The organism is Mycobacterium sp. (genome assembly GCF_049683355.1).
In the GTDB taxonomy this organism is placed as follows: Bacteria; Actinomycetota; Actinomycetes; order Mycobacteriales; family Mycobacteriaceae; genus Mycobacterium.
On sequence record NZ_JBAUJB010000081.1, the window covers coordinates 1 to 22,332 of the forward strand.

Below are 22,332 nucleotides of genomic sequence, written 5' to 3' on the forward strand. Positions count from 1 at the left end.
CCGCAGGACCGCTGCGAGAGCGTCGTCGAGAATGCCCAGACCTTCGTCGAGTTCGGTGTCGGTGACGGTCAGCGGCGGCGCGATGCGGAAGATCCCGCCCATGCCGGGCAGCTGGACGATGTTCATGTGCAACCCACGTTCCAGACAGGCCGCGGTGACCTCGGCGCCCAAGTGATCCGCCGGCGCCTTGCTCGTCTTGTCCGACACCAGTTCGATCCCCTGCAACAAACCGCGTCCGCGGACATCTCCGACCTGTTCGTAGCGCTCACACATCCCGGCCAACCGGGCGGCCAGCGTTCGGCCCAGCGACGCTGCCCGGTCGACCAGGCCGTCCCGTTCGACCACTGTCAGGACGGTCAGAGCGACGGCTGCCGCGAGCGGGTCCGACACGTGCGTGGTGAAGAACAGGAAACCTCGTTCGTGACATGTGGTTTCGATCTCCTCGCTGGTCACCACAACGGCCACCGGCAGGCCCGCGCCCAGCGTCTTCGACAACGTCAACAGGTCCGGGACGATCCCATCGTGTTCGAACCCGTACATCAGGCCGGTGCGGCCGATACCGGTCTGTGCCTCGTCGACGATCAGGAGCATGCCGCGTTCGGTGCAGAGTTCCTTGAGTCTGCGGAGGTACCCCGGTGGCGGCTCGATGATGCCGCCGGACGACAGGATCGGTTCGACCAGGCACGCAGCCAGACTGCCGGAGGACTGCTTGTCGACGATGTCGAACCCGTAGTCGAGTTCGGTCCGCCAGTCGTAGGTGCCGTCGGAGTGCCGAAACGGAGACCGGTAGGCATTCGGTGTCGGCAGGGTGAGGTTGCCCGGCATCGGGGGTCCATAGCCTCGACGGCCGGCACTGAACGTCGCCGAAGCCGCACCCGAGGTCATTCCGTGCCACGACCTGTCGAACGAGACGATCTCGTACTTTCCGGTGTACAGCTTCGCCATTTTGATGGCGGCCTCGTTGGACTCCGCGCCGGTGCTCAGCAGCAGCATCTTGGTAAGCGTTGGGGGCAGGGTCGAGCAGAGCGTTCGGGCGAGGTCCACCACGGGGGTGCTGAGCATCCCGCTGTACAGGTGGTCGAGGGTGCCGATCGCCGACGTGACCGTGGCCACGATGTCGGGATGTGAATGTCCGAGAACGGAGCTCATCTGCCCGGAGCTGAAGTCGAGGATGGCGGATCCGGTCTGGTCGTAGACGTGACTTCCCTTCGCCCGGGTGATGATCCGTGGGACGAACGATCCCCCGTAACGCACCATGTGCCGGTCGACGTCGTGCCAGAACTGATCGGCGCTCGCCATCATCTTCCCTTCTGAGACTGCCTCGAGCTGGGTCAGGGCTGGATCGTTGTCTCGACGTCGATGACCGACATCGCCTCCAGCAGCGCCTGCTGCGCGTCCGCAGGCCCCTGCGCATCGAGCGCCAGCAGGTAGGTGCCGTCTGAACCCGGTATAACCACGGTCTTGCGCGCCACGAACACCGACTGGCCGTTTCGGTCGAGGGTTCCGGCGATCTGGGCGGAGTCGAACCCGGAAAGCGTTCCAGTGCTGCCTTCCTCGGGTCCTTCGTAGCCCGGCTGGTTTCTGACGGCATTCGGCGCGAGCTCCAGGATCCTGGCCTGATCGACCTCGCCACCGCTGAGACGTGCCATGCTCGCGACGATCACAGGTGGGTTCGGTGCGCCGGCGGCGCTTTCGAGCATGATCGCCCCGTAGGCGTCTTCGGGTGTGTTCGGACCGACATCCATCCAGCCGGGCGGCAACGGCAGATCGAGCCGGGGCGCGGTGGCGTCGGCGCGAGTCACCATGATCTGGGTGACACCGTTCTCCTTCAGGTAGTCACCGACCGTGACTGCGGACGACTGCGGCGGCGCAGGTGTGCTCGATGGAGTACTGGTCGTCTCGGCGGCTGACGATGTGTCGGCCTGCCCCGAAGTCGTTGTCTCCGTAGCGCTATCCGAACCACACCCGGCCGCACCCAGGCCGAGTACCATCGCCGCGGTACAGAGCGCCAGTCTTGTCGTCTGCTTTCCCATGAGCTCGTCCCCTCGTGTGTGTGCCCCTGACCCTGACCACGGGTGACGGTAGTGCATAACAGGGCGAATGCAGGCAACAGTGCGCGGCTGAGTCCAGGCATCGGTGTCCGCCGACGCCACCCGTCACGCGGAGGGTGGATCGGGGTCGCCGCGCAGCAGTTCGTCGGGGGGTGGTGGACTCGGTTGATCTTCGGTGGGCTGGTGCCATCGGTCCAGGCCAGGCGCCCGTTCGTGGTAGTGCTGGTTTTCAGGTGGCCGTCGGTGACGCGTTTGTGGTCGGGCCCGCACGCGAAGAACAGCAGATCGGCGTCGGTGCGACCGTCGGGGTGCCAGTTGGGACTGTGGTGGACCTCGCTGTGGTAACCGGGTTCCAGGCAGTCCGGCCGGGTGCAACCGCCGTCGCGTGCGTAGCAGATGATGCGCTGATCGGCTGTGGCGATCCGCGTTTGGCGACCCAGGTACAACGGACGGCCGGTGTGTTCGTCGAACACTGCCAGGTAATGAATGGCGTCAGCCGCCATCCGGATCAGATCCCGCATCGGTAAAGCGGTGTCTCCGCCGGTGCGCGCCGGGGACGGCATCGACACCTCGGGGTCGTTGACGGCGTGCGCGGCCTGGTTCAACTCTGCAAGGGTGGTGCGCGCGATCACCGTCACCGGATGCCCACGATGCGATCCCATGCCCGCGGAGGCGATCCCCAGCTTCAACCCGAGTTTGACTCCGTCGTGGCAGCGTTGGGCACTCGTGCGTTCGTCGCGGGTTTCCTCGACGGCGCCGTCGGGAAGGTGTCTGCCAGGCCGCACCGCAGCAGTGCACGCCTCGATGTAGCTCCTGGTCTCGGGGTCCACCCAACCGGTGAACTTCGACATCCCTTCGGAGCCTTGCGGACCCAGCACCAGTCCACGTCGGCGCGCCCGGTCGGCCTCGTCGTAGTGCCCATCGGGATTGAACAGCGCATCGATGCCCTTGCCGAGCTCGGTGACAAAATCCGCGTCATGACACGAGGCCTCGCGCACCAGGGTGGCCTCCACGTCGGTCCGGTCGGTGACCGACGTGCACGACGGCAACTTGTTGAGCACTGTGGTGATGGCTCTGAGGTGATCCTCACCCAGCATGCCGGCCGAGACGTGGTCGGCGACCTGAGGCAGCTGCGCAGGTAGCGGCGGGCCGCACACCTGCCGGCGGGGGCTGATCGGGGCGGCCACCCTGACGCGGCGTCTGAACTCCCGCAGCGGGATCCGCAACCGGGCGCACAGCCGGTCGGTCAGCACCGGCGCGATTTCGGATTCATCGGGCGGGTCGGCGAGCTGCCCGAACACCCGGTACATCAGCCCGCGGTTGACCCGCTCCTGGGTCTCCAACCGATCCGCCAGCTCGATCCGGAAACGGGTGCCGACCTCATCGGTGGAGAGTGTCCGCATTTCAGCGTGGGCGACGTCAACCTGATCGAGCAGAACACGGAACCGCGCCCGTGCTGCCTCGCCAGTGACGTATCCATTCACACCTCGACGCTATCGAACGATTGTTCGACAGATGTGGCGGAACCCGCGCCCTGTGGATGAACAACCGATTGGGGATAACCCTGCGAGTCGAGAGGCGCTACTCCGCTTCGTCGCCTTCGTCGTGGTCGGTCGGCAGGGCCTGCGCCCCGGGTGTAGCCGGTGCAAGTACCTCGTCGGCAGCCGGTTCCTGACGCTCGTCCGGTCCTTGGCTTGTCATCATGAACCCCAAATCAGTTGTTGACGCGCAACCTGTCTCGGCTGCGCGTCTGTCCTCTACCCGAAAAACGGCCTGGCGACCCTCATCACCTCGAATTTCTCGAACGTTTCGGCGCTCAGGGTTCGGGCATCCTGCAGCGTGGCATTCAAACTCACATACACGGACGGCGAAGAAGCCGAGTACGACGACGCCACTGCCTGGGAGGTGGCCGACGGCGTTCTGAAAATGGGCCGCGCAGAAGGGGACTGGACCGTGCTGGTCTCGCCGAGCCACTGGTCCGTCATCGAGGTGGGCAGCGCGGGCCGAGGCCGACACCGATGACGAAGATTCCGAGAAAGACGACGACGAGCACAAGGACAGGGACGACTGAGGATGGATCACGAGTGTGAGGGCAGCGGCCGAAAATTGCCCGACGGCCCACCTCCCGATCGGGCGACAGTGTGCCCGGTATGCGGTCGCGAGATCCGGGTCGACCCCGACGAGACCCCCGACGGTTCGAGTTTTGTCATCGCCCGGCACCAGAAGGTCACCCAGGAATCTCCCTGATCCCCGAGCACTGAGACCACCGGCGCGGGACATGAGGCACTCTGGTCCCCACGATGACCCCGCACCAGCTCCTCCTCGACGATCCCGGCGACCTGTCTGCGCTGCGTGCGGCAGGCGCCGACGCCGATGAGCTGTTCACAACGTTCGCCGCCTGGGCCGAGGCGAACGGGACTGCTCTGTACCCAGCGCAGGAGGAGGCGCTGATCGAGCTGGTCAGCGGCTCGAATGTCATCCTCGCGACGCCCACAGGTTCGGGCAAGTCACTGGTGGCGACCGGCGCACTGTACGCCACTCTGGCGGCGGATCGGCGCAGCTACTACACCGCGCCGATCAAGGCGTTGGTCAGCGAGAAGTTCTTCGCGCTGTGCGAGGTGTTCGGCGCAGTGAACGTGGGCATGCTCACCGGGGACGCCTCGGTCAACGCAGACGCACCAATCATCGCCTGCACCGCGGAGGTGCTGGCCAACATCGCGCTGCGCGAGGGAGCGCGGGCCGATATCGCGCTCGTGGTGATGGACGAGTTCCACTTCTACGGCGACCCGGACCGGGGCTGGGCCTGGCAGGTGCCGCTGCTGGAGTTGCTGCACGCTCAGTTCCTGCTGATGTCGGCCACCCTCGGCGACGTCACGTTCCTGCGAGAGGATCTGACCCGACGCACCGGTCGGCCGACGGCGCTGGTCGCCAACGCGGAGCGTCCGGTGCCGCTGTTCTACAGCTACGCGACGACACCGATGCACGAGACGATCGGCGACCTCCTCGACACCAAACAGGCGCCGATCTACGTCGTGCACTTCACCCAGGCGTCGGCGCTGGAGCGGGCGCAGGCACTGATGAGCATCAACGTCAGCACCAAGCAGGAGAAGGCTGCGATCGCCGACCTCATCGGCGCCTTCCGGTTCTCCACCGCGTTCGGATCGACCTTGTCTCGACTGGTTCGACACGGAATCGGTGTCCACCACGCCGGGATGCTGCCGAAGTACCGGCGGCTGGTGGAGCAGTTGGCGCAGGCCGGGCTGCTCAAGGTCATCTGCGGCACCGACACCCTGGGCGTCGGCATCAACGTCCCGATCCGGACGGTCGTCTTCTCGGCGCTGTCCAAGTACGACGGCACCCGTACCCGGCTGCTGAGTGCCCGCGAGTTCCACCAGATCGCCGGGCGGGCAGGGCGGGCCGGCTACGACACCGCCGGCACCGTCGTCGTCCAGGCACCCGAACACGAGGTGGAGAACCTCAAACAGTTCGCCAAGGTCGCCGATGACCCGAAGAAGCGGCGCAAGCTGGTGCGGCGCAAGGTACCCGAGGGCATGGTGCCGTGGAGCGAGAAGACCATGACCCGGCTGGTCGATGCCGCGCCCGAGCCGTTGACCAGCAACATGCGGGTGTCCACGGCGATGCTCCTCGACGTCGTCGATCGTCCCGGCGATCCGTTCGCAGCGATGCGCCGCCTGCTCACCGAGAACCACGAACCACGCAAGCGACAGCTCCAGCACGTCCGGGAGGCGATCGGCATCGCACGCTCCCTGCTGCAGGCCGGTGTCGTGGAGCGGCTGGCCGAACCGGATGCCGACGGTCGCCGTTACCGGCTGACCGTCGACCTGCCGCCGGACTTCGCACTCAACCAGCCCCTGTCGACGTTCGCCCTCGGTGCGGTCGGGGTGCTCGACCCGACGGCGGAAACCTATGCCCTCGACGTCGTTTCGGTCATCGAGGCGACGCTGGAAGACCCGCGCCAGATCCTTGCGGCGCAGCTGAACAAGGCCAGGGGCGAAGCCGTCGCGGCGATGAAGGCCGAGGGGATCGAGTACGACGAGCGCATCGAGCTGCTCGACGAGGTCAGCTATCCCAAACCCCTCGACGAGCTGCTGCAGCACACCTATGAGGTGTATCTGCAGACCAATCCGTGGGCCGCCGACGCGCGACTGTCACCGAAGTCCGTCGTGCGCGAGATGTGGGAGCGGGCTTTCACGTTCCGGGAGTTCGTCAGCGTCTATGGGTTGACCCGGTCCGAGGGTGCGGTACTGCGCTACCTTTCCGACGCGTTCAAGGCGCTGCGGTCCGGGGTGGCCACCGCCGCACGCACGGAGGAGGTCACCGACATCGTGGAGTGGCTCGGTGAGCTTGTACGGCAGGTGGATTCGAGCCTGCTCGACGAGTGGGAGCAGCTCACCAGCCCCGACCAGCCGTTGGATACGCCGGTGACGGTGCCTGCCCGTCCGCGGCCACTGACGGGCAACGAGCGGGCGTTCACCGCGATGGTACGCAATGCGCTGTTCCGGCGGGTGGAGTTGTTCGCGCGGCAGCGCTGGTACGACCTCGGCGAGCTGGACGGCGGCTCGGGTTGGACGGCCGAGCGGTGGGAGCAGGTCGTGCGCGCGTACTTCGACGAGCACGACGACGTGGGCACCGGCGCGGACGCCCGGGGCCCGGCACTGCTGATCATCGACCGGCAGCGCGATGTCTGGCGGGTCCGGCAGATCCTCGACGACCCGGCGGGCGACCACGACTGGGGCTTCGACGTCGAGGTGGACCTGGAAGCCTCCGACGAGGAGGGAACAGCGGTGCTCCGTGTGGTCGACGCCGGCCGGATGGACTAGCGGAAGGCGCCGCCCTTGGCCGCTATCTGACCAGGTACTGCTGGCCGGGCAGGAAACAACCGATCGGAACCGCGCGGGCGCCGCAGCTCTGCACCGCCTCGGCGAACGGATCACCGGCATGCATGGCCAGCAACAGCGAGTCTGCGCCGAACCAGCTGCTTGCCAAGACATCCCGCTGAGCGTCCGGCATGCTTTCGTTGAGCGCCCAGTTCGAGATGAACAGGTCCGCATCGACCTCCAGGTGTTCGACCAGGCCGATCGGAACGATGTTCACCGCCCCCATGACCGGATGTACGGGCCCACCCGTGTGGAGATGGACGCGCCGTTCCCCTAGTACCGCTGCCAGGTAAAGCCATTGCAGCGCAGAGAAGACCGGCGTGTCGATGACGACGCAGGTGGGTGTGCCGCTGTGCAGCCGAATGAGCAACCTGATCAGGCTGCTCCGCCACCCCACTCCACGATCGTGTCGGCTTCAGTACAGCTGCCGTCCGCTGGCATCCTGGTACCGCAGCAGGTGGTAGGCCTGGTGCACCGTATTCGACGACGTTTGTACGGAACTGTCGGGCACCGCGAACATCGGCGGGGCACCCACTGGGGATTCGGCGAGCACTCCGATGTCGGACACGTGCGTTCGGATCCACGGAAGCTCATGGGGCACCACGTACTCATCGACGAACATCTGGAACCGGATTGCCGGGTGCCGCAGAAAGTCCTGCGGGGGAACCGGCAACAGGTCACGTTCGAGCTCGGCGTTACGCCTAGTCCAGTCAGTGCGCACATACCTCGGCTCGGTGTGATGCCGGATGTATTCGAGTTTCTCGGCGAAGCGGCCCGCCAAGTCGGCGAAGTCGTGACCCGAAAACTGTTGGTCACGGCCCACTGCCGGGCGCGGTGCCGCTGTCAAGATTCGACTCCTTACCTGAGCGCTGAGGAGATGGCGTCGCGCGCCCGATCCAGCATCGACGCGAACGGGCCGACGGCGAAGTTCAACTTCGCCGACTCGACTCCGGCGTGTGGCCGCGTCGGTGCAATCGCTTCAGCTGCCTGTACCGCAGCCACCATCCGCTTCAGATCGTCAGCCTCGAGTTCCCGCTGGAGTCGATTGAATTCCTCAGCCCCTTCGCGGTCGGCATGCGAGATGACCGCGTCGCGGAACTGTGTCAGTGCATCGAGGAACTGCTGCGAACCGGTGTCCATCTCCTCGAGTTGCGCCAACTGCTCCTTGGCATCGCGCTCTTCTGCCAGCCGCGCGTCCACGACGGCGTCGCCTTCGTCGATCTCTCGGCGCGCACGTGGGTGCACCACCATCTCCTCAGCCGTTTCGTGAACGGCCAACAGCTGCCTCAACGCGACGAAAGCCTCTTCTCGCGCCTCCGTTTTCGACGCAGACAGAACATCGTCGAACATATCCTTGATCAGATTGTGCTGTCCCACCAAGAACGCCACCACGTCGTCGGTCGACTGCACGAATGTCTCCACCACGGCACGCACCTCCGCAATCAGGTCTGGACCTTGCATCAGAGCGCATGGGCTGCGCGCCCTGTCGTCGCAGGTCATACCCGCGCGCGTCCCGGTCAAACACCAGGACCAGACGTGACGCGGAACATCAGTCCGGAGGGTAAGGCAATCCGTATTGGTCGGCGAGCAGGCTCTGAACCACGATCATCGCCGCGTTCGACCCCGCCGCAACGGCGCCCGCCACGTGCGGCTGCTCGGTGCAGACATCGCCGGCCGCGAACACTGTGGGCCTGTCAGTCCGAAAAAGCGCGTCCACCACGATGGCGTCCGGCGCCAACGAGGCCGACATACAGTTGACGCCGAGCTTCTGCGCCAACGACGAGCGCTGCCGTAACGGGGCCTCGACCAACAGTCCATCCCTGCGAAGCCGCGTTCCGTCGGCGAACACGATCTCGGCGAGCCGGCCTTGGGAACCGACCAGCTCGGTGATCCGCCGCTCGTCGACGGGCACTCCGGCCGCCTCCAGTAGCCGACGCTGCGACGCGTCGAGTCGATCGGGTCCGTCGGTCAGCAGCACCACGTCATCGGTCCACCCCCGCAACATCAGCGCCGCATGCACCCCGTCCGCCTCGGATGCCACCGCCGCGAGGCGGCGGTCACGCATCTCCCAGCCGTGGCAGAACGGACATTGGAAGACCGACTCTCCCCACAGGGCGGCGAGTCCCGGGAGGTCCGGCGGGCAGTACTGCATACCGGTCGCCAGCAGCACCCGTCGGGTGCGGACACGTCGGCCGTTGTCGAGATCCAGTTCGAGGACTTCGCCGACGGGCGCGCCAGCCAACACTTCTCCAGGGAGGTACTCGACGCTGGGATACGCCGAAAGCTCACGAAGGCCAGCGGCATAGAACTCGGCCGGGGGCCGCTGGTCGTAGCCGAGTAGCCCCCCGATGGCGGGTGCCGCGCGATTGCTCTGCTCGCCCGCGTCGATCACCAGGGTCCGTCGGCGCGCTCGCCCCAGCACCAAGGCCGCACTCAGCCCTGCCGCGCCACCCCCGACGACGACACATTCCCACACGCTGCTCACCACGCCCAGATTGCCGGTGACGTGCGGGCCAAACCCGACACAGACGAATAGGCGGCACCGATGTGGGTATCGACACTCACGTCCCTGCACCCAAGCCATCGAGGAGTACCGGTGACCAACCCCGAACCGAACGATCCTGCTGGAGCAGACGAACAAGAGGTTCCGCCTGCCAACCCTGCGTACTCGACACCGCCGCCGGAAGGCCTGCCGGACGCAGAAGCGGACTGACCGCTCAGGTACGGGTAGCGCGGCGCCGTCGCCGCTTCATCACAGCGCCACCGAGCTTTGTGACGAGGCCCCCGGCGACGACCCACGGGCCGGCGACAATGAACGGGTCTATCCAGGTGTGGGAGTTGTCGACCCGCGTCGTGCCGGTCCGAGCCTTGAATCCGTTGTGGGTGAACTCGCTCCTGACACCCGTTTGCGTGATCGGATTGTCCGGCCGCAGAGTCAGCAGTGATGCCACGTGGCTTTCGAAGGCGTCGACACGGTCGGCGGCCAACAGCATCAGCCAGTGGGCGGCGCGTCCCTCGCTGTAGCGGTAAGCGTATTTCCGCACGACGCCCGAGACCCCGCGGGGCGGTGTCGACGTGCCGAATACCGGGGTCAGCATCGCGTGTTCGATCGATCGCTCCCGCGGCCATTTCTCGGGCTGTTGCTCCGGAAACTCCCAATGGGCTCCGGTGGCCGCGGGATCGAATCTCACCCGAGGGACGGACGGCCGGTCGGCGAGGTCGAGGTCGACGCCCCAACCGGGGATACGGTTGCGCAACTCGTCGCGGTCCGGAACCGGTGGGTGGTCTGCTGTGTACACCATTGTGTGCTCCCGTCAGCTTGCTTGCGGAAGGACGATGGGCTTGATGCAACCGTCCAGTTTCGCCGAGAAGATGTGGTACGCGTCGGAGATGTGTTCCAGTGGAATGCGGTGCGTGACAATGTCGTTCGGCTTCAGGTAGCCGTTCTGAATGTGAGAGAAGAGCCTGGGCCATTGCCGTTTGACAGGGCACTGGTTCATCCGCAACGTCAGACCCTTGTTCATCGCATCACCGAACTTCACTGCGCTGAACATCGGGCCGTAGGCACCCATGACCGACACCGTCCCGCCCTTGCGCACCGAATCGATGGCCCAGTTGAGCGCAACCGGGGAGCCGCCCTGCAGCTTGAGTTTCGCCGCCGCGACATGCTGTAGGAAGTTTCCGTCTGCTTCGGCGCCCACGCAGTCGATGACCGAGTCGGCACCGAGGTGGCCGGTAGCCTTCTTCATCTGGACGACGATGTCGTCGTACTCGGCGAAGTTGTACGTCTCCGCGTGCGCGAAGGTCCGCGCCTTTTCCAGTCGGTTCTCGAGGTAGTCGATGACGAGCACCCTTCCGGCACCCATCAGCCACGCCGACTTGGCGGCGTACAGGCCGATCGGGCCGGCGCCGAACACGGCCACGGTGTCGCCTTCGGCGATGTCGGCGAGCTGGGCACCGAAGTACCCGGTGGCCAACGCGTCGGTGCACAACAGCGCGTCCTCGTCGTCCATCCAGTCGGGAATGATCGCCGGACCCACATCGGCGAACGGCACGCGTACGAACTCCGCCTGGCCGCCGTCATAACCGCCGCATGTGTGGGAGTAGCCGTAGATGCCGCCGACCGCGGTGGCGTTGGGATTGACATTGTGGCAGTTGGAGTAGAGACCACGGGCGCAGTAGTAGCACGATCCGCAGTACACGTTGAACGGCACCATGACTCGATCCCCGCGCTTGAGGTTCCGCACCGAGGGGCCTACTTCCTCGACCACGCCGATGAACTCGTGCCCGAAGGTCATGCCGACACGCGTGTCGGGCATCATCCCGTGGTAGAGATGCAGATCCGAGCCACAGATGGCTGCCATCTGCACCCGGATGATCGCGTCGTTCGGGTGCTCGATCGCAGGTATGTCCTTCTCTTCGACCCGTATCTTGTAGGGCCCTCGATAAACCATTGCCCGCATGGTGTTCTCCTCGGTCGGCTGCTTTCCGCGCAGTTACCCCGTGCCACGCCGCCGAAACGGAGTCCGTCAATCTCGGATGTCGATCACCTGCTGGGCGATCTCAACCAGAACGGTGTTGCGCTCCTACCCCGGGGATGAGCTCCACCGCCGCGGCCGTCACCTCCGAGACGATCTCCTCTGCGGTACTCGGCGCCGCGACGGCGCGGGCCAACTCGGCCATCCGCGCGGCCAAGGCAAGGTTTGTCTGCTCAGACATCCAGGTGTACTGGCCCACCGAGCAGGAAGCCAAACGCGGACAGGGAATTTCACTCCGCCCTGGCGCGCAGCCCGTCTGAGTCCACCAGTTCGATGCCTGCGTAGTGGATGGTGATGAGCCCTTTGCGCTCGAAGTCTTTCAGAATCTTGTTCAGTGAGGGCCGCTGGACTCCGAGCATCGCGGCCAGGGTGCGCTGTGCGAGCGGGACGGCGCCGTCCAGCGATTCGTCGAGCAGCAACTGCGCGACCTGTGCCGAAAGGGGCCGGCCGAGCATTGCGACAAGTCGCTCCTGCCCTGCGGAGACACGTTGGGCGACCGAGGACAACCAGCGGCGGGCGATGTTGGGACGAGTCGCGAGCAGGTGTTCGAACGCCGGGCGGTCCAGATACAGGCAGGTGCAGTCGCCAAGGGCACGGGCCGTGTAGGCCATCGGCATCGCCAGCAGCAGCGGGATGTCGCCGTCTACGTCTCCGGTGCGCAGCACATCCACCACAACCCGGCGCCGCCCCGAACCCACCGCGAGTTCGATGCGCCCCTGGCGGACGATCCAGACTCCTGCCGGTTGTTGTCCGGAGGCGAAGAGCACCTCGCCGGAGGTGAATTCTCTGGCAGCCAGCGTTCCGGCGAGCGCGCTGACGTCTTCGCGCAGCAGGGGTGCGGCCGGGCCGCGGCCCACGCATCGGGCGACCCAGGCAGCGTGGCGGATCTGAAGATCGTGCGGGCTCTCGCCACCGGTGATGGCGCGCATGGCGTGGCGGATCGGGCCGTTGCGATCGGGCATGGCTCCCCTTCTCCTCGTGCTGCCGATCCTGTCACCGTGCTGACATTCCTGCGTGGTCACTGTCAGCCTGCTGACACTCCCGCCGCGCGGCGCCGCGCCGCGGGTTCTCCTCGCAGTGGACGAATCCGTCCGAACGGAGAACACGGCGAAGGAGTGATTGTGGCCACATCCGCAGAAACACCGGGAAGCACCAGGGCAGGGGAGAGCAAGGGCGGCCTCGCGGCGGCGGCGTGGGGCGCGGCGGCCGGTATCGGCGCGTCGTTGGTGATGGCGATGCTCGCGATGATCGCGGCGCTGACCTACCAGAACACCGGGTTCTTCACCCCGCTGTATCACATCGCGTCGGTGCTGGCGCCGGGCGACGCGATGATGCAGTCCATGCAGTCGGCGATGGCCGGCGAATCGTTCACGTTCTTGTTCGGCCCGGCCGTACTGGGCGCCGGAATCCACATGGCGGTCGGCGCAGCCTACGGCGCGCTGTTCGGTGTCATCGCCCGCCTGCTGCGCTGGCACGCAGCCGTCTTGGTGGGCATGGCGGTGGTGTGGGGATTCGTGGTGTTCGCGTTGAGTGCGTGGGTCGGCCTGCCGGTCGCGGCGTCGCTGTTCGGCGGCGGTGACCCGATCAGCAACATGGCCTCGATGGTTGGCTACCCCACCTTCATCGCTGAGCACCTCGCCTACGGTGCCATGCTCGGTCTGCTGCTCATCACCCCGCTGCGCCGCGGCGTGATTCACTGATCACATGGCCACCCTCGACGTCGGCGCCGCCGTCCAACCACACCAGCTGCACGCCATCGACGGAACGGCGGTATCGGTGCCCGATCCCGACCTGTTGGTGCACCTACAGTTCCGCCGCTTCGCCGGATGTCCGATCTGTCGCCTGCATCTGCGCTCGATCGTCGCCCGTCATGATCAGATCACGGCGGCCGGCATCAAAGAGGTGGTCGTGTTCCACTCTTCGGCCGACGCGCTCCGCGAGTACGAAGCCGACCTGCCGTTTGTCGTCATTGCCGACCCCGAGCGCAACCTCTACCGGGAGTTCGGCGTGGAATCGTCGGTGAAGTCGGTCGCCCATCCCCGCGCCTGGCTGGCCGCCGCGCGGGGCGTGGCGCGGCAGCGGTCGGTCACGGCGGGTCTGGGCCGCGGCGAAGATCACTTCGGCAAACCGGCCGACTTCCTCATCGCCTCTGACGGAAAGGTGCTGGCGAGCAAATACGGCGCGCACGCCGATGATCAGTGGTCGGTGACCGAAATCCTCGCTCTCGGTGCACAGTTCACGAACGGTCAGCCGGGCGGTCAGGTCTAGTCCCCGGCCGCGACCAGGGACCGCAGCGCCACGTCGGGATTGTCGCGTTGGACGTTCTCCAGGCGCCACTTGGTGGAGAACACCGCGAGGACGACGCCGTCGGTGCGGGTGAACACCTCCACCGATGCCTGCTTGGCCAGCACCTCGACATCGGCGGGGTCGGCCGCGCGGGCCACCGTGTACGGCAGTGGCTCGAGCTCGATCGGCGCGTTGAACTCCCCTGCCATCCGATGGCTGGCGACCTCGAACTGCATCGGGCCGACGGCGGCGAACACCGGCGCTTGATCGCCGCGCCGGTCCGAGCGCAGCACCTGGATGACACCTTCCTGTTCGAGTTGCTCGATGCCCTTGCGGAACTGCTTGTGCTTGCTCGGATCGGTACCCCGCGCCACCGCGAAATGCTCCGGAGAGAAGCTGGGGATCGGCGGGTACTGCACCGGGATGTCCCGGTACAGGGTGTCCCCCGGACGTAGCGTCGCGGCGTTGGCGAGCCCGATGACGTCCCCGGGCCAGGCGGTGTCCAGGGTCGAGCGCTGCTGGCCGAAGACCGACTGCGCGTACTTGGTGACGAACGGCTTGCCGGTGCCGGCGTGGGTCAGGACGTCGCCGCGTTCGAAGGTGCCCGAGCACACCCGGGCGTAGGCGATTCGGTCGCGGTGGGCGGAGTCCATGCCCGCCTGGACCTTGAACACGAAGGCGCTGAACGGAGCCGCGGCGTCGCGCCGATTGCCCTCGATGTCGAGCTGACCGTGCGGCGATGGCGCCAGCTGGGCGAGCACGTCGAGGAGCTGGTTGACACCGAAGTTGAGGATGGCCGAGGTGAACAGGACCGGTGTCGACGTACACCGCAGGAACGAGTCCCGGTCGAAGTCGCCGCCGTCGGCGGACAGCAGCTCGGACTCCTCGACCGCATTGTCCCAGTCGCTTCCCGCGACCTCGTGGGCGCGGGAGGCATCGATGTGTTCCTCGGGCGCGGCGGTGGCACCGCCGGCGGTACGGGTGTACTTGATGTAGTTGCCGGTGCGCCGGTCGAGGACGCCCTTGAAGTCGCCTGCGATACCCACCGGCCAGGTCAACGGCGTGGTCTGCAGCTGGATGCGTTCGTGGATCTCGTCCATCAACTCCAGCGCGTCGCGACCGGGGCGGTCCCATTTGTTGACCACAGTGATGATCGGGATCCCCCGGTGACGGCAGACCTGGAAGAGTTTGAGCGTCTGGGGTTCCAGGCCCTTCGCGGCGTCGATGAGCATCACCGCGGAGTCGACGGCGGTCAACACGCGATAGGTGTCTTCGGAGAAGTCGGCGTGACCGGGGGTGTCGAGCAGATTGATGATGCAGGTGTTCCCACTGTGGGTTTTGTACGGGAACTGCAGGGCCGTCGAGGTGATGGAGATGCCGCGGGCCTTCTCCATATCCATCCAGTCCGAGACGGTGGCGCGGCGACCGGCCTTGCCGTGGATCGCCCCCGCCTCGGTGATGGCGTTGGCGTGAAGTACCAGCGCCTCGGTCAGCGTGGACTTACCGGCATCGGGATGGCTGATCACGGCGAAGGTCCTGCGACGTTGCGCTTCGGCGGAGATGCGGGCTGCCGCAGGCCCCGCGGTGGCCGTCGACACACCTGAGGCGGTATCGGTCATCAGGGCATCGATTCTATTGGCCGCGGCATCCGGGACGGTAATCGCCGATGCCGCGGGCTTCCGTCAGAGCCGCGCCAGCCTGCTCGCGGCGAAGCTGAAGAAGCCGTAGGCGACGAGCCCGGTGGCCGCCACGATGAGCAGTGCCTGTCCGAGAGCCGTGTGGCTCAGGGCTCCGACGGCGGCGTCCAGACCCGACGCTTTCGCCGGCTCCGACCACACCGTGGCCGCCAGGACCATGGCCCCGGCGCCGCCGATGGCGAAACCTTTTGCGACGTAACCGGTCATGCCCAGGAACACGATGGCCGGCGTTCCGGAGACCGCGAGATCGTCGAGGAAGGTTCGCGCGAAACCCTTGTAGACGTGGTAGACGCCGATCACCAGGAGCACCGCACCCACAACGATGAGGGCTCCGCGGCCCCACAGGGTCTGCATGAGCTCGGCGCTCAGACCGACGTTCTGCGGACCGCTCGATGTCCCGGTGCCCATGGCGAACTGCGCCGCTGAAAACGCGAGCGCAAAGTACACAACGGCCAGACCTGCGGCCTTGAGCCGCTCGGACGGGCGCCGGTCTCCGGCGAGTTGATGACTGGGGTGGGTTCCGATCACCGTCTCGACCACCCGCCACAATCCGATACCGGCGAACGCCGCGCACACCGCCCACAGAATCGGCGCGCCGCCGATGCCACCGGCGAGGGTGGCCAGCGCGCCCGACGGGTCCGCGCTCACCCCCGACGAGTTCGCCCGCAGCGCCAGCATCACGATGACGTACGCGAGCAGGAAGTGCAGAACGCCGGTGGCCAGGTAACCCGCCCGGGCAGCGTTTCGGAAGGTGCTGCTGCCGGTCGCCCGGTCGGCCCATCCGTCGTCGCCGACGCGGGACCCACGCATCAATGCCGGCATCGCTGATGGGCACCAGGGAGTGAGGTGGTCATGACCCCTCCCGAAGTTGAATTTGCCGACGGTCGCATACCCAAGCGCCGGTTCTACAAACGGTTGCGGTACCGGCGTTTCAATTGCTCGTTCTGCGGCAACACTCAATCGCGCGCGTCACGATGCTGGAAACCAGCATCGACGCAGCGCAGCCGATGGAAGGATCAAGCACTATGGCACTCGACGACGACGACATCACCACCACCAGCAGCAGCGGCGGCGAAGGCCCAGCCGACGGCGGCTCCAATCCCGAAGGCCACGACGGCGGCGCCGACGGAACCGCGGGCGGCGAAGGCCCCGCCGACGGCGGCTCCAACCCCGAAGGCCACGACGGCGGCGCCGACGGAACTGCCTGACCGTTTCGCGATGCTGAGCCGCTGCATCGCGACCGACCGTCACACGTTCGCCACCGAGCACTGGGGACGTAGACCACTGCTCAGCCGGTGCGGAACGCTGCCCCGCGATTTCGCTGATCTGCTCTCGGCCGACACCGTTGACGAGTTGATCGCCGAGCGCGGGGTGCGCGCTCCGTTCATCCGCCTGGCCCGCGACGGCGACCTGCTGGCCCGCGACTGTTACGTCGGGCCCGCAGGCTTCGGTGCGGAGATGCCCGATCAGGTCGACTCGGTCAAGGTGCTGGGCGAGTTCGCTTCCGGCGCCACGATAGTGCTGCAGGGTTTGCACAGGCTGTGGCCGCCTCTGATCGACTTCGTCCGGGAGGCCGTCGACGACCTCGGCCATCCCGTGCAGGCGAACGCCTACATCACCCCACCCGGCAACCGCGGTTTCGATCCGCACTACGACGTCCACGACGTCTTCGTCCTGCAGACCACCGGACACAAGCGTTGGATCGTGCACGAGCCGGTGCATGTCCATCCGCTGCCGTCGCAGCCGTGGACGGAGCACCGTGCCGCGATCGCCGAGCGTGCGGCGCAGGACCCGGTGATCGACACCGTGCTGGAACCCGGGGATGCGCTGTACCTGCCACGCGGATGGGTGCACTCCGCTCAAGCCATGGACACCACTTCGATCCATCTCACGATCGGCGTTGCCGCTGTAACGGGAATCGACGTCGCTCGCGCGGTCGTCGATCAGCTGGCGGCCGTCGAGGAGTTCCGGCAGTCGCTGCCGCTGGGAGCCGATCCGGCCGATCGGGACGAGATGATCGCGACGGTGACCAAAGTGATGGCGGAGATGATCGTCACGATGCGTGACGAGGCGACCACACTCGGCGGCGGCGCCGCCGACCGGCTGACGCATCGGCACGCCGAGCGGACCCGTCCGGTCGCGGTTCGCCCTCTCGCCTCACTCGAGGCATCGGCGTCGGCCGAGTCCACCGGCGTTCACTGGCGCCCCGGCCTCGTCGCCACCGTCAAGGAGTCCGGCGACCGCGTCGTGCTGCGGCTGCCCGACCGCGTCATCAGCTTCCCGGCGTCGTGTGCCGCTGCGGTAGAGGCGATTCGGCTGGGCGGCAACGCACATGCGGGTTCCCTCCCGGGACTCGACCGCGCTGACGCGACGGTGCTGATCCGCAGACTGCTGCGCGAGGCCGTCGTGGTTCCGGCGGCCGACGGATGACGGGGCCGGCGAAGCGCACCCCGTGCAGCGACCAGTCGCTGGCTCGTGACGATCCGATGTACGGCACGGCCTCGGCGGGATCGTCGTGGGTGCTCCTCGAACTGAGCGGCGGCTGGGGGCAGTCCGCATTCCTCAGCTCACCGGCGATCGTCGATCCCGTCCTCGGGCGCGCTATCGTGCACCGGGTGGAGAAGGCGGGCATGCGGATCGCAGCGATACGCCGGCACGGTCGTCGCGACGCGGCACCGCGGTGGAGGTGGTTCATCGCCCGGTCCGGTCCGGGAAGCGAGGCCCTCTACGCCGGAGAGGCGAGTGAACCGAGTGACTACCTGGACCTTGCTCTCGACGGATCAGACGGGACGTTGTCCAGCGATCCGGTGGTGGCCATCTGCGCCCACGGCAAGCACGATCAATGCTGCGCGGTCCGCGGTCGCGTCGCCACCGCGGCCATCTCGGCACAGTTTCCCGAAATGACCTGGGAGTGCTCCCATCTGGGTGGTGACCGGTTCGCCGCGACCATGCTGATACTACCGGAAGGGCTGTGCTACGGCAGGGTGGACACCACCGACTCGGCCGAGCTCGTCAGGCTTTATCTCGAGGGCCGGTTGGACAACAGGCACCTCCGCGGGCGCACCAGCTTGCCGCATGCGGCGCAGGCCGCGCAGTACTTCGCGCGCGAGAAATACGGAGACGACCGCATCGCCGGGTGGCCGCCGCTCGACGTCGAGCGCACCGACGGCGGGATCCGGGTGGTGCTCGGCGGCGATGCCGGCCCGACCGAGGTCCGGCTCACCGAGGAGCTCACCGAACCACTCCTGTCACAATGCTCCGCGAAGGTGGCAGGCGCCGTCCGTGCTTTTACCCTCGCGTCGATCACCCAGGAGTAGGTTCGACCGACCACGCCACGTCCTCATCATTTCGATGCCAGTGGCACCGTAAGGTGGCGGGGGTCACCCGAGGAGGCCCCATGCTGATCAGCGTCACCGGCGGAACCGGCTATCTGGGGGCGCACACCGTGCGCGCCTTACTGGCTGCCGGCCACCAGATCCGGCTGCTCGTCGGCCCCGACGCCGAGGGGGCACCCGTGCTCGACCGGTTGGCCGACGCCGGGCCCGTCGACGTCGTGTCCGGCGATATCCGCGACGGGCCCACGATCGATGCGCTGCTCGATGGATGTGATGCGGTGGTGCATGCCGCGGGTGTCGTGGGCACCGACAACCGGCGCCGGGATCTCATGTGGCAGATCAATGCTCACGCCACCGAGATGTTGCTCGAACAGGCCGTCGCCCGGGGCCTCGACCCGGTGGTGTCTGTCAGCAGCTACAGCGCGCTGTTCCCGCCGCCCAACGGGGTGATCGGACCGGATACGCCGACTGCGTACGGGCGCAGCGACTACGCAAGGACCAAGGGGTACGCCGACCGGGTGGCCCGGCGGCTGCAGCAGCAGGGTGCGCCCGTGGTGATCACCTATCCGTCGAGTGTGGTCGGTCGGGCCTTCCACACCGCACCTGGTGTCACCGAACGTGGTTGGGCGCCCATCGTGCGCTTCGGAGTCGCGCCACGGGTGCGCGGTGGGATGCAGATGATCGACATCCGCGACGTCGCCGATGTGCACACCGCGATCATGGAGCCCGGCCGTGGCCCGCGACGGTATATGTGCGGTGGGACGTTGGTGCCGTTCAACGACATGATCTCGGCACTGGAGCGCGGAATGGGCCGCGAGATCCGGCGGATTCCAGTCAGCCAGAGCACCTTTCGCGGTGTGGGCCGGGTCGGTGACATCCTGGGTGGTGTCGTGCCCATGGGCGACGGCCTGACATATGAAGCCGCACTGCTGCTCACTGCCGCGACGCCGACGGATGACACCGCCACGCTGAGAGATCTCGGCATCACGTGGCGTTCGCCCGTCGATGCGATCATCTCGTCATTCTCTCGATGAAACTGCAGCGACGAGAATTTCCGCGACCTTGGCATGCAATTCGTCGGTGTCATCCTCGGTGGCGATGGTCGTCAGGAACAGAGCCGCACCGGCCGCCATGGCCAGCACGGTCCGGGCGTCGAGCTCGGCATCGGCGGACTCGCCTGCCTTATCAGCGGTGAACAACGCCACCGCGGGCCCGCTGAAATCGGCCCACAAGCGCCTGCGGAGTTCCGGGTTCTCGGCCATCGCGAGGAGCAGTCCGGGCACCGCGGCCTGTGTCTCGGGCCTGGCAAAAGCTGTCGGCTGCCGCGCGCCACCCAGTTCACCCACCCGGCGCGATCGGTTCCCGCAAACGGAGCCAGATCCGGCGTCGCACCGAGAATCGCGTGCAACACCAGCTCGGCCTTGGAGGACCACCTGCGGTCGAGGCTGGCGCGACTGACGCCGGCATCGACGGCGATCAGCCGCATGCTCAGCTGGTCCCAATTCCGCTCGATCAGAAGCTTGCGGGTGACCGCCAGCACCCGCTCGTCGATCGATGCGTCGCGCGGTCGTCCCACCGATCTGTCACACGCCACGTGGTCAGGCCCGCTTGACCTGCAGCGTCCGCTTGCGCAGACCTTTCGTCGCGGTGTCCATCAACCCTTTGGCGCCCTGCCTGATCAGGAAGCCGGGAAGTGGCGCGATCAGGTCGACGGTGAGCTCGAAGCGCACCAGCGTGGACGAATCCCCTTGCGGCGTCAATGTATAACGACCCCGTTGCGCGCGTTGCTGATTGGAGCTGACCAACGTCCAGCTCACTCCGCCGTCGTCGAAGGCGTACTCGAGCACCTGCTCGTCGCTGACCCCGACGATCTTGACCACCTGTCGGGCCCTGCTCGGGCGGCCCTCGGTGTCGCGTTCGAGAACCTCGATATCCTGATGGGCCGACGACCATCGGGGCAGCGACTCCATGTCGACCAACACGCTCATCACTTCGTCCGGCGCCGCCTCGATCATCACTTCACGGACTTCGGTGATAGCCATGCCGAGACCTTAGCCGGGGTGACGCGGGCCGAAACAGTGCGTTGCCTAGCATCGGGTTGATGGGCATACCCGCAGTCGACCCGAAGTCCGGCTCTCCGCTGTTGCGCGTCGGTGCGCGGCTGACGGGCAACACCCCCGGGCGGTGGGTGGCCCGCCGGGTCGCGCCGCGGGTGGACCGGCATCTGCTCCGGTGGAGCCGGGGACGGGTGTCGTCGGCGGTGGTGACGCCCGAACTGCTGTTGATCAGCACCGGCGCCAAGACCGGCCGACGACGGACCACCCCGTTGACGTACTTCACCGATGGCGACCGGGCGGTCGTGGTGGCGTCGAACTACGGCGGCTCACGGCATCCGGCGTGGTACTACAACGTGCTGGCCCACCCCCGCGTCACGATCTCCGCGGGCGGATACACCGGCACGTTCGTCGGGCACGAGGTGTCCGGGACCGAGCGGGACCGCCTGTGGAACCTGGCGAAGGCCTTCATCCCGTCGTATGCCGACTACGAGCGGCTCGCAGGCGGACGGACGATCCCGGTGCTGACGTTCTCCGAGACCGGGTGATCGGTGAAACCTCGCTCAGCCGACGGCTGACCGCGCTAGCCTACGGCCATCCGAGAAACGAGTCGTAGGGGTTGGTCCATGAGTAGCGCCGCCGAACGCGCCGCCCAACTCGACCTCGTCGCGCGTCTCAAGTCCGGCTATCCCGAGCTACCTGACGCTCCGACGCCCGACCTGCTCGACCACGACCGCTTCGTCGCCTACATGAAGCCCGTGCACGACGTCGGTGGTGAGCCCGACGCCCCGATGAAATACGAGAACAAGGATTACGAGTACTGGGAACACATGACCTATGTGATCTGCGAAGTGCTTGCCTGGCGAGGCATCTGGCTCTCGGAGGAGCGCCGGCGGATCGGCAACGTCGACGTGGGCCGCGCGGTGTATCTGGGTTTCCCGTACTACGGTCGCTGGCTGTTGTCGGTGGCGCGGGTGCTGATCGAGAAGCACCACATCGGCCTCACCGAGCTCAGTGAACGGATGGCCGAGGTCAAGGAGCGCTACGCCGGCGGGCTCGACGGGAAGATCCTGGAGGCGCGCCCCAAGTGCGAAGGCGACGGTGCTGCGGTCAAGCGCAACAGTCACATCGTCCATGCCGCGGGCAAAGGAGACCCGCAGGTGTACGCCGGCAAGGCCGGAGAACCCCGGTTCGAGGTGGGTGATCCCGTCGTCGTGCGGGAGTTGCCGGTGCTGTTCTACACCCGCACGCCGGAGTATGTGCGCGGCGCCAAGGGTGTGATCGATGCGGTGGCCTACGAGAGCCCGGGCGCCGAGGACGAGACCTGGGACATCCCCGACGCCAAACCCGAATGGTTCTACGTCGTGCGGTTCCGGATGTCCGAGTTGTGGAACGACTTCAACGGGCCGGACTCCGACAGCCTCCGCACAGAGATACCGGAGCGCTGGCTGCAGGCCGGATGAGCGGAGGAAT

23 protein-coding genes and 3 pseudogenes are annotated in these 22,332 nt (G+C 66.8%); 11 read left to right on the plus strand and 15 right to left on the minus strand.

All coding sequences use genetic code 11. The features are described from left to right. The 3 genes and pseudogenes from WA944_RS05010 to WA944_RS05020 form a co-directional block, all read right to left on the minus strand. Window positions 1-1,299: class-III pyridoxal-phosphate-dependent aminotransferase (locus WA944_RS05010; RefSeq protein WP_526646471.1), on the minus strand; the 1,299-nt coding region annotated here is incomplete at its 3' end. Between the two features lie 32 nt (window positions 1,300-1,331). Next, entirely contained in the window at window positions 1,332-1,805 is a 474-nt protein-coding gene (locus tag WA944_RS05015; protein ID WP_526372934.1) for an LpqN/LpqT family lipoprotein, read from the minus strand. Window positions 1,806-2,156: 351 nt separating this feature from the next. Then, window positions 2,157-3,535 (minus strand): annotated as a pseudogene (locus WA944_RS05020) (DUF222 domain-containing protein). A gap of 355 nt (window positions 3,536-3,890) precedes the next feature. Between WA944_RS05020 and WA944_RS05025 the strand changes: the two are divergent. Genes WA944_RS05025 through WA944_RS05035 form a run of 3 tightly spaced genes read left to right on the plus strand, consistent with a single transcriptional unit; the run spans window position 3,891 to window position 6,892 of the window. After that, window positions 3,891-4,073 (plus strand): hypothetical protein, encoded by a 183-nt coding sequence (locus WA944_RS05025; RefSeq protein ID WP_526372932.1) that lies wholly within the window; start codon window positions 3,891-3,893, stop codon window positions 4,071-4,073. Window positions 4,074-4,124: 51 nt separating this feature from the next. Further along, complete coding sequence (locus WA944_RS05030; RefSeq protein ID WP_526372930.1) at window positions 4,125-4,298, plus strand: hypothetical protein; 174 nt, start codon at window positions 4,125-4,127, stop codon at window positions 4,296-4,298. A gap of 53 nt (window positions 4,299-4,351) precedes the next feature. After that, a complete protein-coding gene (locus WA944_RS05035; protein ID WP_526372928.1) occupies window positions 4,352-6,892 on the plus strand; it encodes a DEAD/DEAH box helicase in 2,541 nt (846 codons plus the stop codon). Between the two features lie 22 nt (window positions 6,893-6,914). Here the strand turns inward: WA944_RS05035 and WA944_RS05040 are convergent, their stop codons facing one another. The 8 genes from WA944_RS05040 to WA944_RS05075 all read right to left on the minus strand — a co-directional run bounded on the left by WA944_RS05040 (window position 6,915) and on the right by WA944_RS05075 (window position 12,449). After that, window positions 6,915-7,319, minus strand: a complete 405-nt coding sequence (locus WA944_RS05040; protein ID WP_526646473.1) for a hypothetical protein — start codon at window positions 7,317-7,319, stop codon at window positions 6,915-6,917. A 45-nt stretch (window positions 7,320-7,364) separates the two neighbouring features. Beyond that, complete coding sequence (locus WA944_RS05045) at window positions 7,365-7,796, minus strand: hypothetical protein (RefSeq protein ID WP_526372924.1); 432 nt, start codon at window positions 7,794-7,796, stop codon at window positions 7,365-7,367. Between the two features lie 11 nt (window positions 7,797-7,807). Beyond that, window positions 7,808-8,374 carry a hemerythrin domain-containing protein gene (locus tag WA944_RS05050; protein WP_526372938.1) on the minus strand — a complete coding sequence of 189 codons (567 nt, stop codon included), beginning with the start codon at window positions 8,372-8,374 and terminating at the stop codon, window positions 7,808-7,810. 124 nt (window positions 8,375-8,498) lie between these two features. After that, complete coding sequence (locus tag WA944_RS05055) at window positions 8,499-9,434, minus strand: NAD(P)/FAD-dependent oxidoreductase (RefSeq protein ID WP_526372923.1); 936 nt, start codon at window positions 9,432-9,434, stop codon at window positions 8,499-8,501. 232 nt (window positions 9,435-9,666) lie between these two features. Beyond that, on the minus strand, window positions 9,667-10,251 hold the full coding sequence (locus tag WA944_RS05060; protein WP_526372921.1) for a hypothetical protein: 585 nt from the start codon (window positions 10,249-10,251) through the stop codon (window positions 9,667-9,669). Window positions 10,252-10,263: 12 nt separating this feature from the next. Next, window positions 10,264-11,412, minus strand: coding sequence for a zinc-dependent alcohol dehydrogenase (locus tag WA944_RS05065; protein ID WP_526372920.1), 1,149 nt, complete (start codon window positions 11,410-11,412; stop codon window positions 10,264-10,266). A gap of 100 nt (window positions 11,413-11,512) precedes the next feature. Continuing rightward, window positions 11,513-11,668 carry a hypothetical protein gene (locus WA944_RS05070; RefSeq protein WP_526372918.1) on the minus strand — a complete coding sequence of 52 codons (156 nt, stop codon included), beginning with the start codon at window positions 11,666-11,668 and terminating at the stop codon, window positions 11,513-11,515. A 49-nt stretch (window positions 11,669-11,717) separates the two neighbouring features. Then, window positions 11,718-12,449 carry a Crp/Fnr family transcriptional regulator gene (locus WA944_RS05075; RefSeq protein ID WP_526372916.1) on the minus strand — a complete coding sequence of 244 codons (732 nt, stop codon included), beginning with the start codon at window positions 12,447-12,449 and terminating at the stop codon, window positions 11,718-11,720. Window positions 12,450-12,608: 159 nt separating this feature from the next. On the opposite strand from WA944_RS05075, the gene WA944_RS05080 reads away from it, so the two are divergent. Continuing rightward, complete coding sequence (locus WA944_RS05080) at window positions 12,609-13,187, plus strand: hypothetical protein (protein WP_526372915.1); 579 nt, start codon at window positions 12,609-12,611, stop codon at window positions 13,185-13,187. Window positions 13,188-13,191: 4 nt separating this feature from the next. Then, the gene (locus WA944_RS05085; RefSeq protein WP_526372913.1) at window positions 13,192-13,755 is read left to right on the plus strand and encodes a peroxiredoxin-like family protein; all 564 of its coding nucleotides are present in this window, start codon (window positions 13,192-13,194) and stop codon (window positions 13,753-13,755) included. Here the strand turns inward: WA944_RS05085 and WA944_RS05090 are convergent. Together WA944_RS05090 and WA944_RS05095 are read right to left on the minus strand one after the other, a co-directional pair. After that, complete coding sequence (locus WA944_RS05090) at window positions 13,752-15,392, minus strand: peptide chain release factor 3 (RefSeq protein ID WP_526372912.1); 1,641 nt, start codon at window positions 15,390-15,392, stop codon at window positions 13,752-13,754. The two genes, WA944_RS05085 and WA944_RS05090, sit on opposite strands and share 4 nt — an antisense overlap. Before the next feature lie 63 nt (window positions 15,393-15,455). After that, window positions 15,456-16,280, minus strand: coding sequence for a DUF1206 domain-containing protein (locus tag WA944_RS05095; RefSeq protein ID WP_526372911.1), 825 nt, complete (start codon window positions 16,278-16,280; stop codon window positions 15,456-15,458). A gap of 215 nt (window positions 16,281-16,495) precedes the next feature. Here WA944_RS05095 and WA944_RS05100 point away from each other — a divergent pair. From WA944_RS05100 to WA944_RS05115, 4 genes and pseudogenes are all read left to right on the plus strand, one after another. Further along, a pseudogene (locus WA944_RS05100) lies at window positions 16,496-16,675 on the plus strand (BatC protein); the annotation flags it as partial. A gap of 13 nt (window positions 16,676-16,688) precedes the next feature. Further along, on the plus strand, window positions 16,689-17,900 hold the full coding sequence (locus WA944_RS05105) for a cupin domain-containing protein (protein ID WP_526608593.1): 1,212 nt from the start codon (window positions 16,689-16,691) through the stop codon (window positions 17,898-17,900). Then, a complete protein-coding gene (locus WA944_RS05110) occupies window positions 17,897-18,787 on the plus strand; it encodes a ferredoxin family protein (RefSeq protein WP_526372908.1) in 891 nt (296 codons plus the stop codon). The genes WA944_RS05105 and WA944_RS05110 overlap by 4 nt, the downstream gene beginning before the upstream one ends. A gap of 80 nt (window positions 18,788-18,867) precedes the next feature. Next, window positions 18,868-19,839 carry an NAD-dependent epimerase/dehydratase family protein gene (locus WA944_RS05115; protein WP_526372906.1) on the plus strand — a complete coding sequence of 324 codons (972 nt, stop codon included), beginning with the start codon at window positions 18,868-18,870 and terminating at the stop codon, window positions 19,837-19,839. Here the strand turns inward: WA944_RS05115 and WA944_RS05120 are convergent. Both WA944_RS05120 and WA944_RS05125 read right to left on the minus strand, forming a co-directional pair. Then, a pseudogene (locus tag WA944_RS05120) lies at window positions 19,825-20,399 on the minus strand (TetR/AcrR family transcriptional regulator). The gene WA944_RS05115 and the pseudogene WA944_RS05120 sit on opposite strands and share 15 nt — an antisense overlap. 4 nt (window positions 20,400-20,403) lie before the next feature. After that, window positions 20,404-20,847 (minus strand): SRPBCC family protein, encoded by a 444-nt coding sequence (locus WA944_RS05125; protein ID WP_526372904.1) that lies wholly within the window; start codon window positions 20,845-20,847, stop codon window positions 20,404-20,406. Window positions 20,848-20,906: 59 nt separating this feature from the next. On the opposite strand from WA944_RS05125, the gene WA944_RS05130 reads away from it, so the two are divergent. Then, window positions 20,907-21,407 (plus strand): nitroreductase family deazaflavin-dependent oxidoreductase, encoded by a 501-nt coding sequence (locus WA944_RS05130; RefSeq protein WP_526372903.1) that lies wholly within the window; start codon window positions 20,907-20,909, stop codon window positions 21,405-21,407. Between the two features lie 78 nt (window positions 21,408-21,485). Continuing rightward, window positions 21,486-22,322: an SH3-like domain-containing protein gene (locus tag WA944_RS05135; RefSeq protein WP_526372901.1), complete on the plus strand. Its 837-nt coding sequence runs from the start codon at window positions 21,486-21,488 to the stop codon at window positions 22,320-22,322. Window positions 22,323-22,332: the final 10 nt, after the last annotated feature.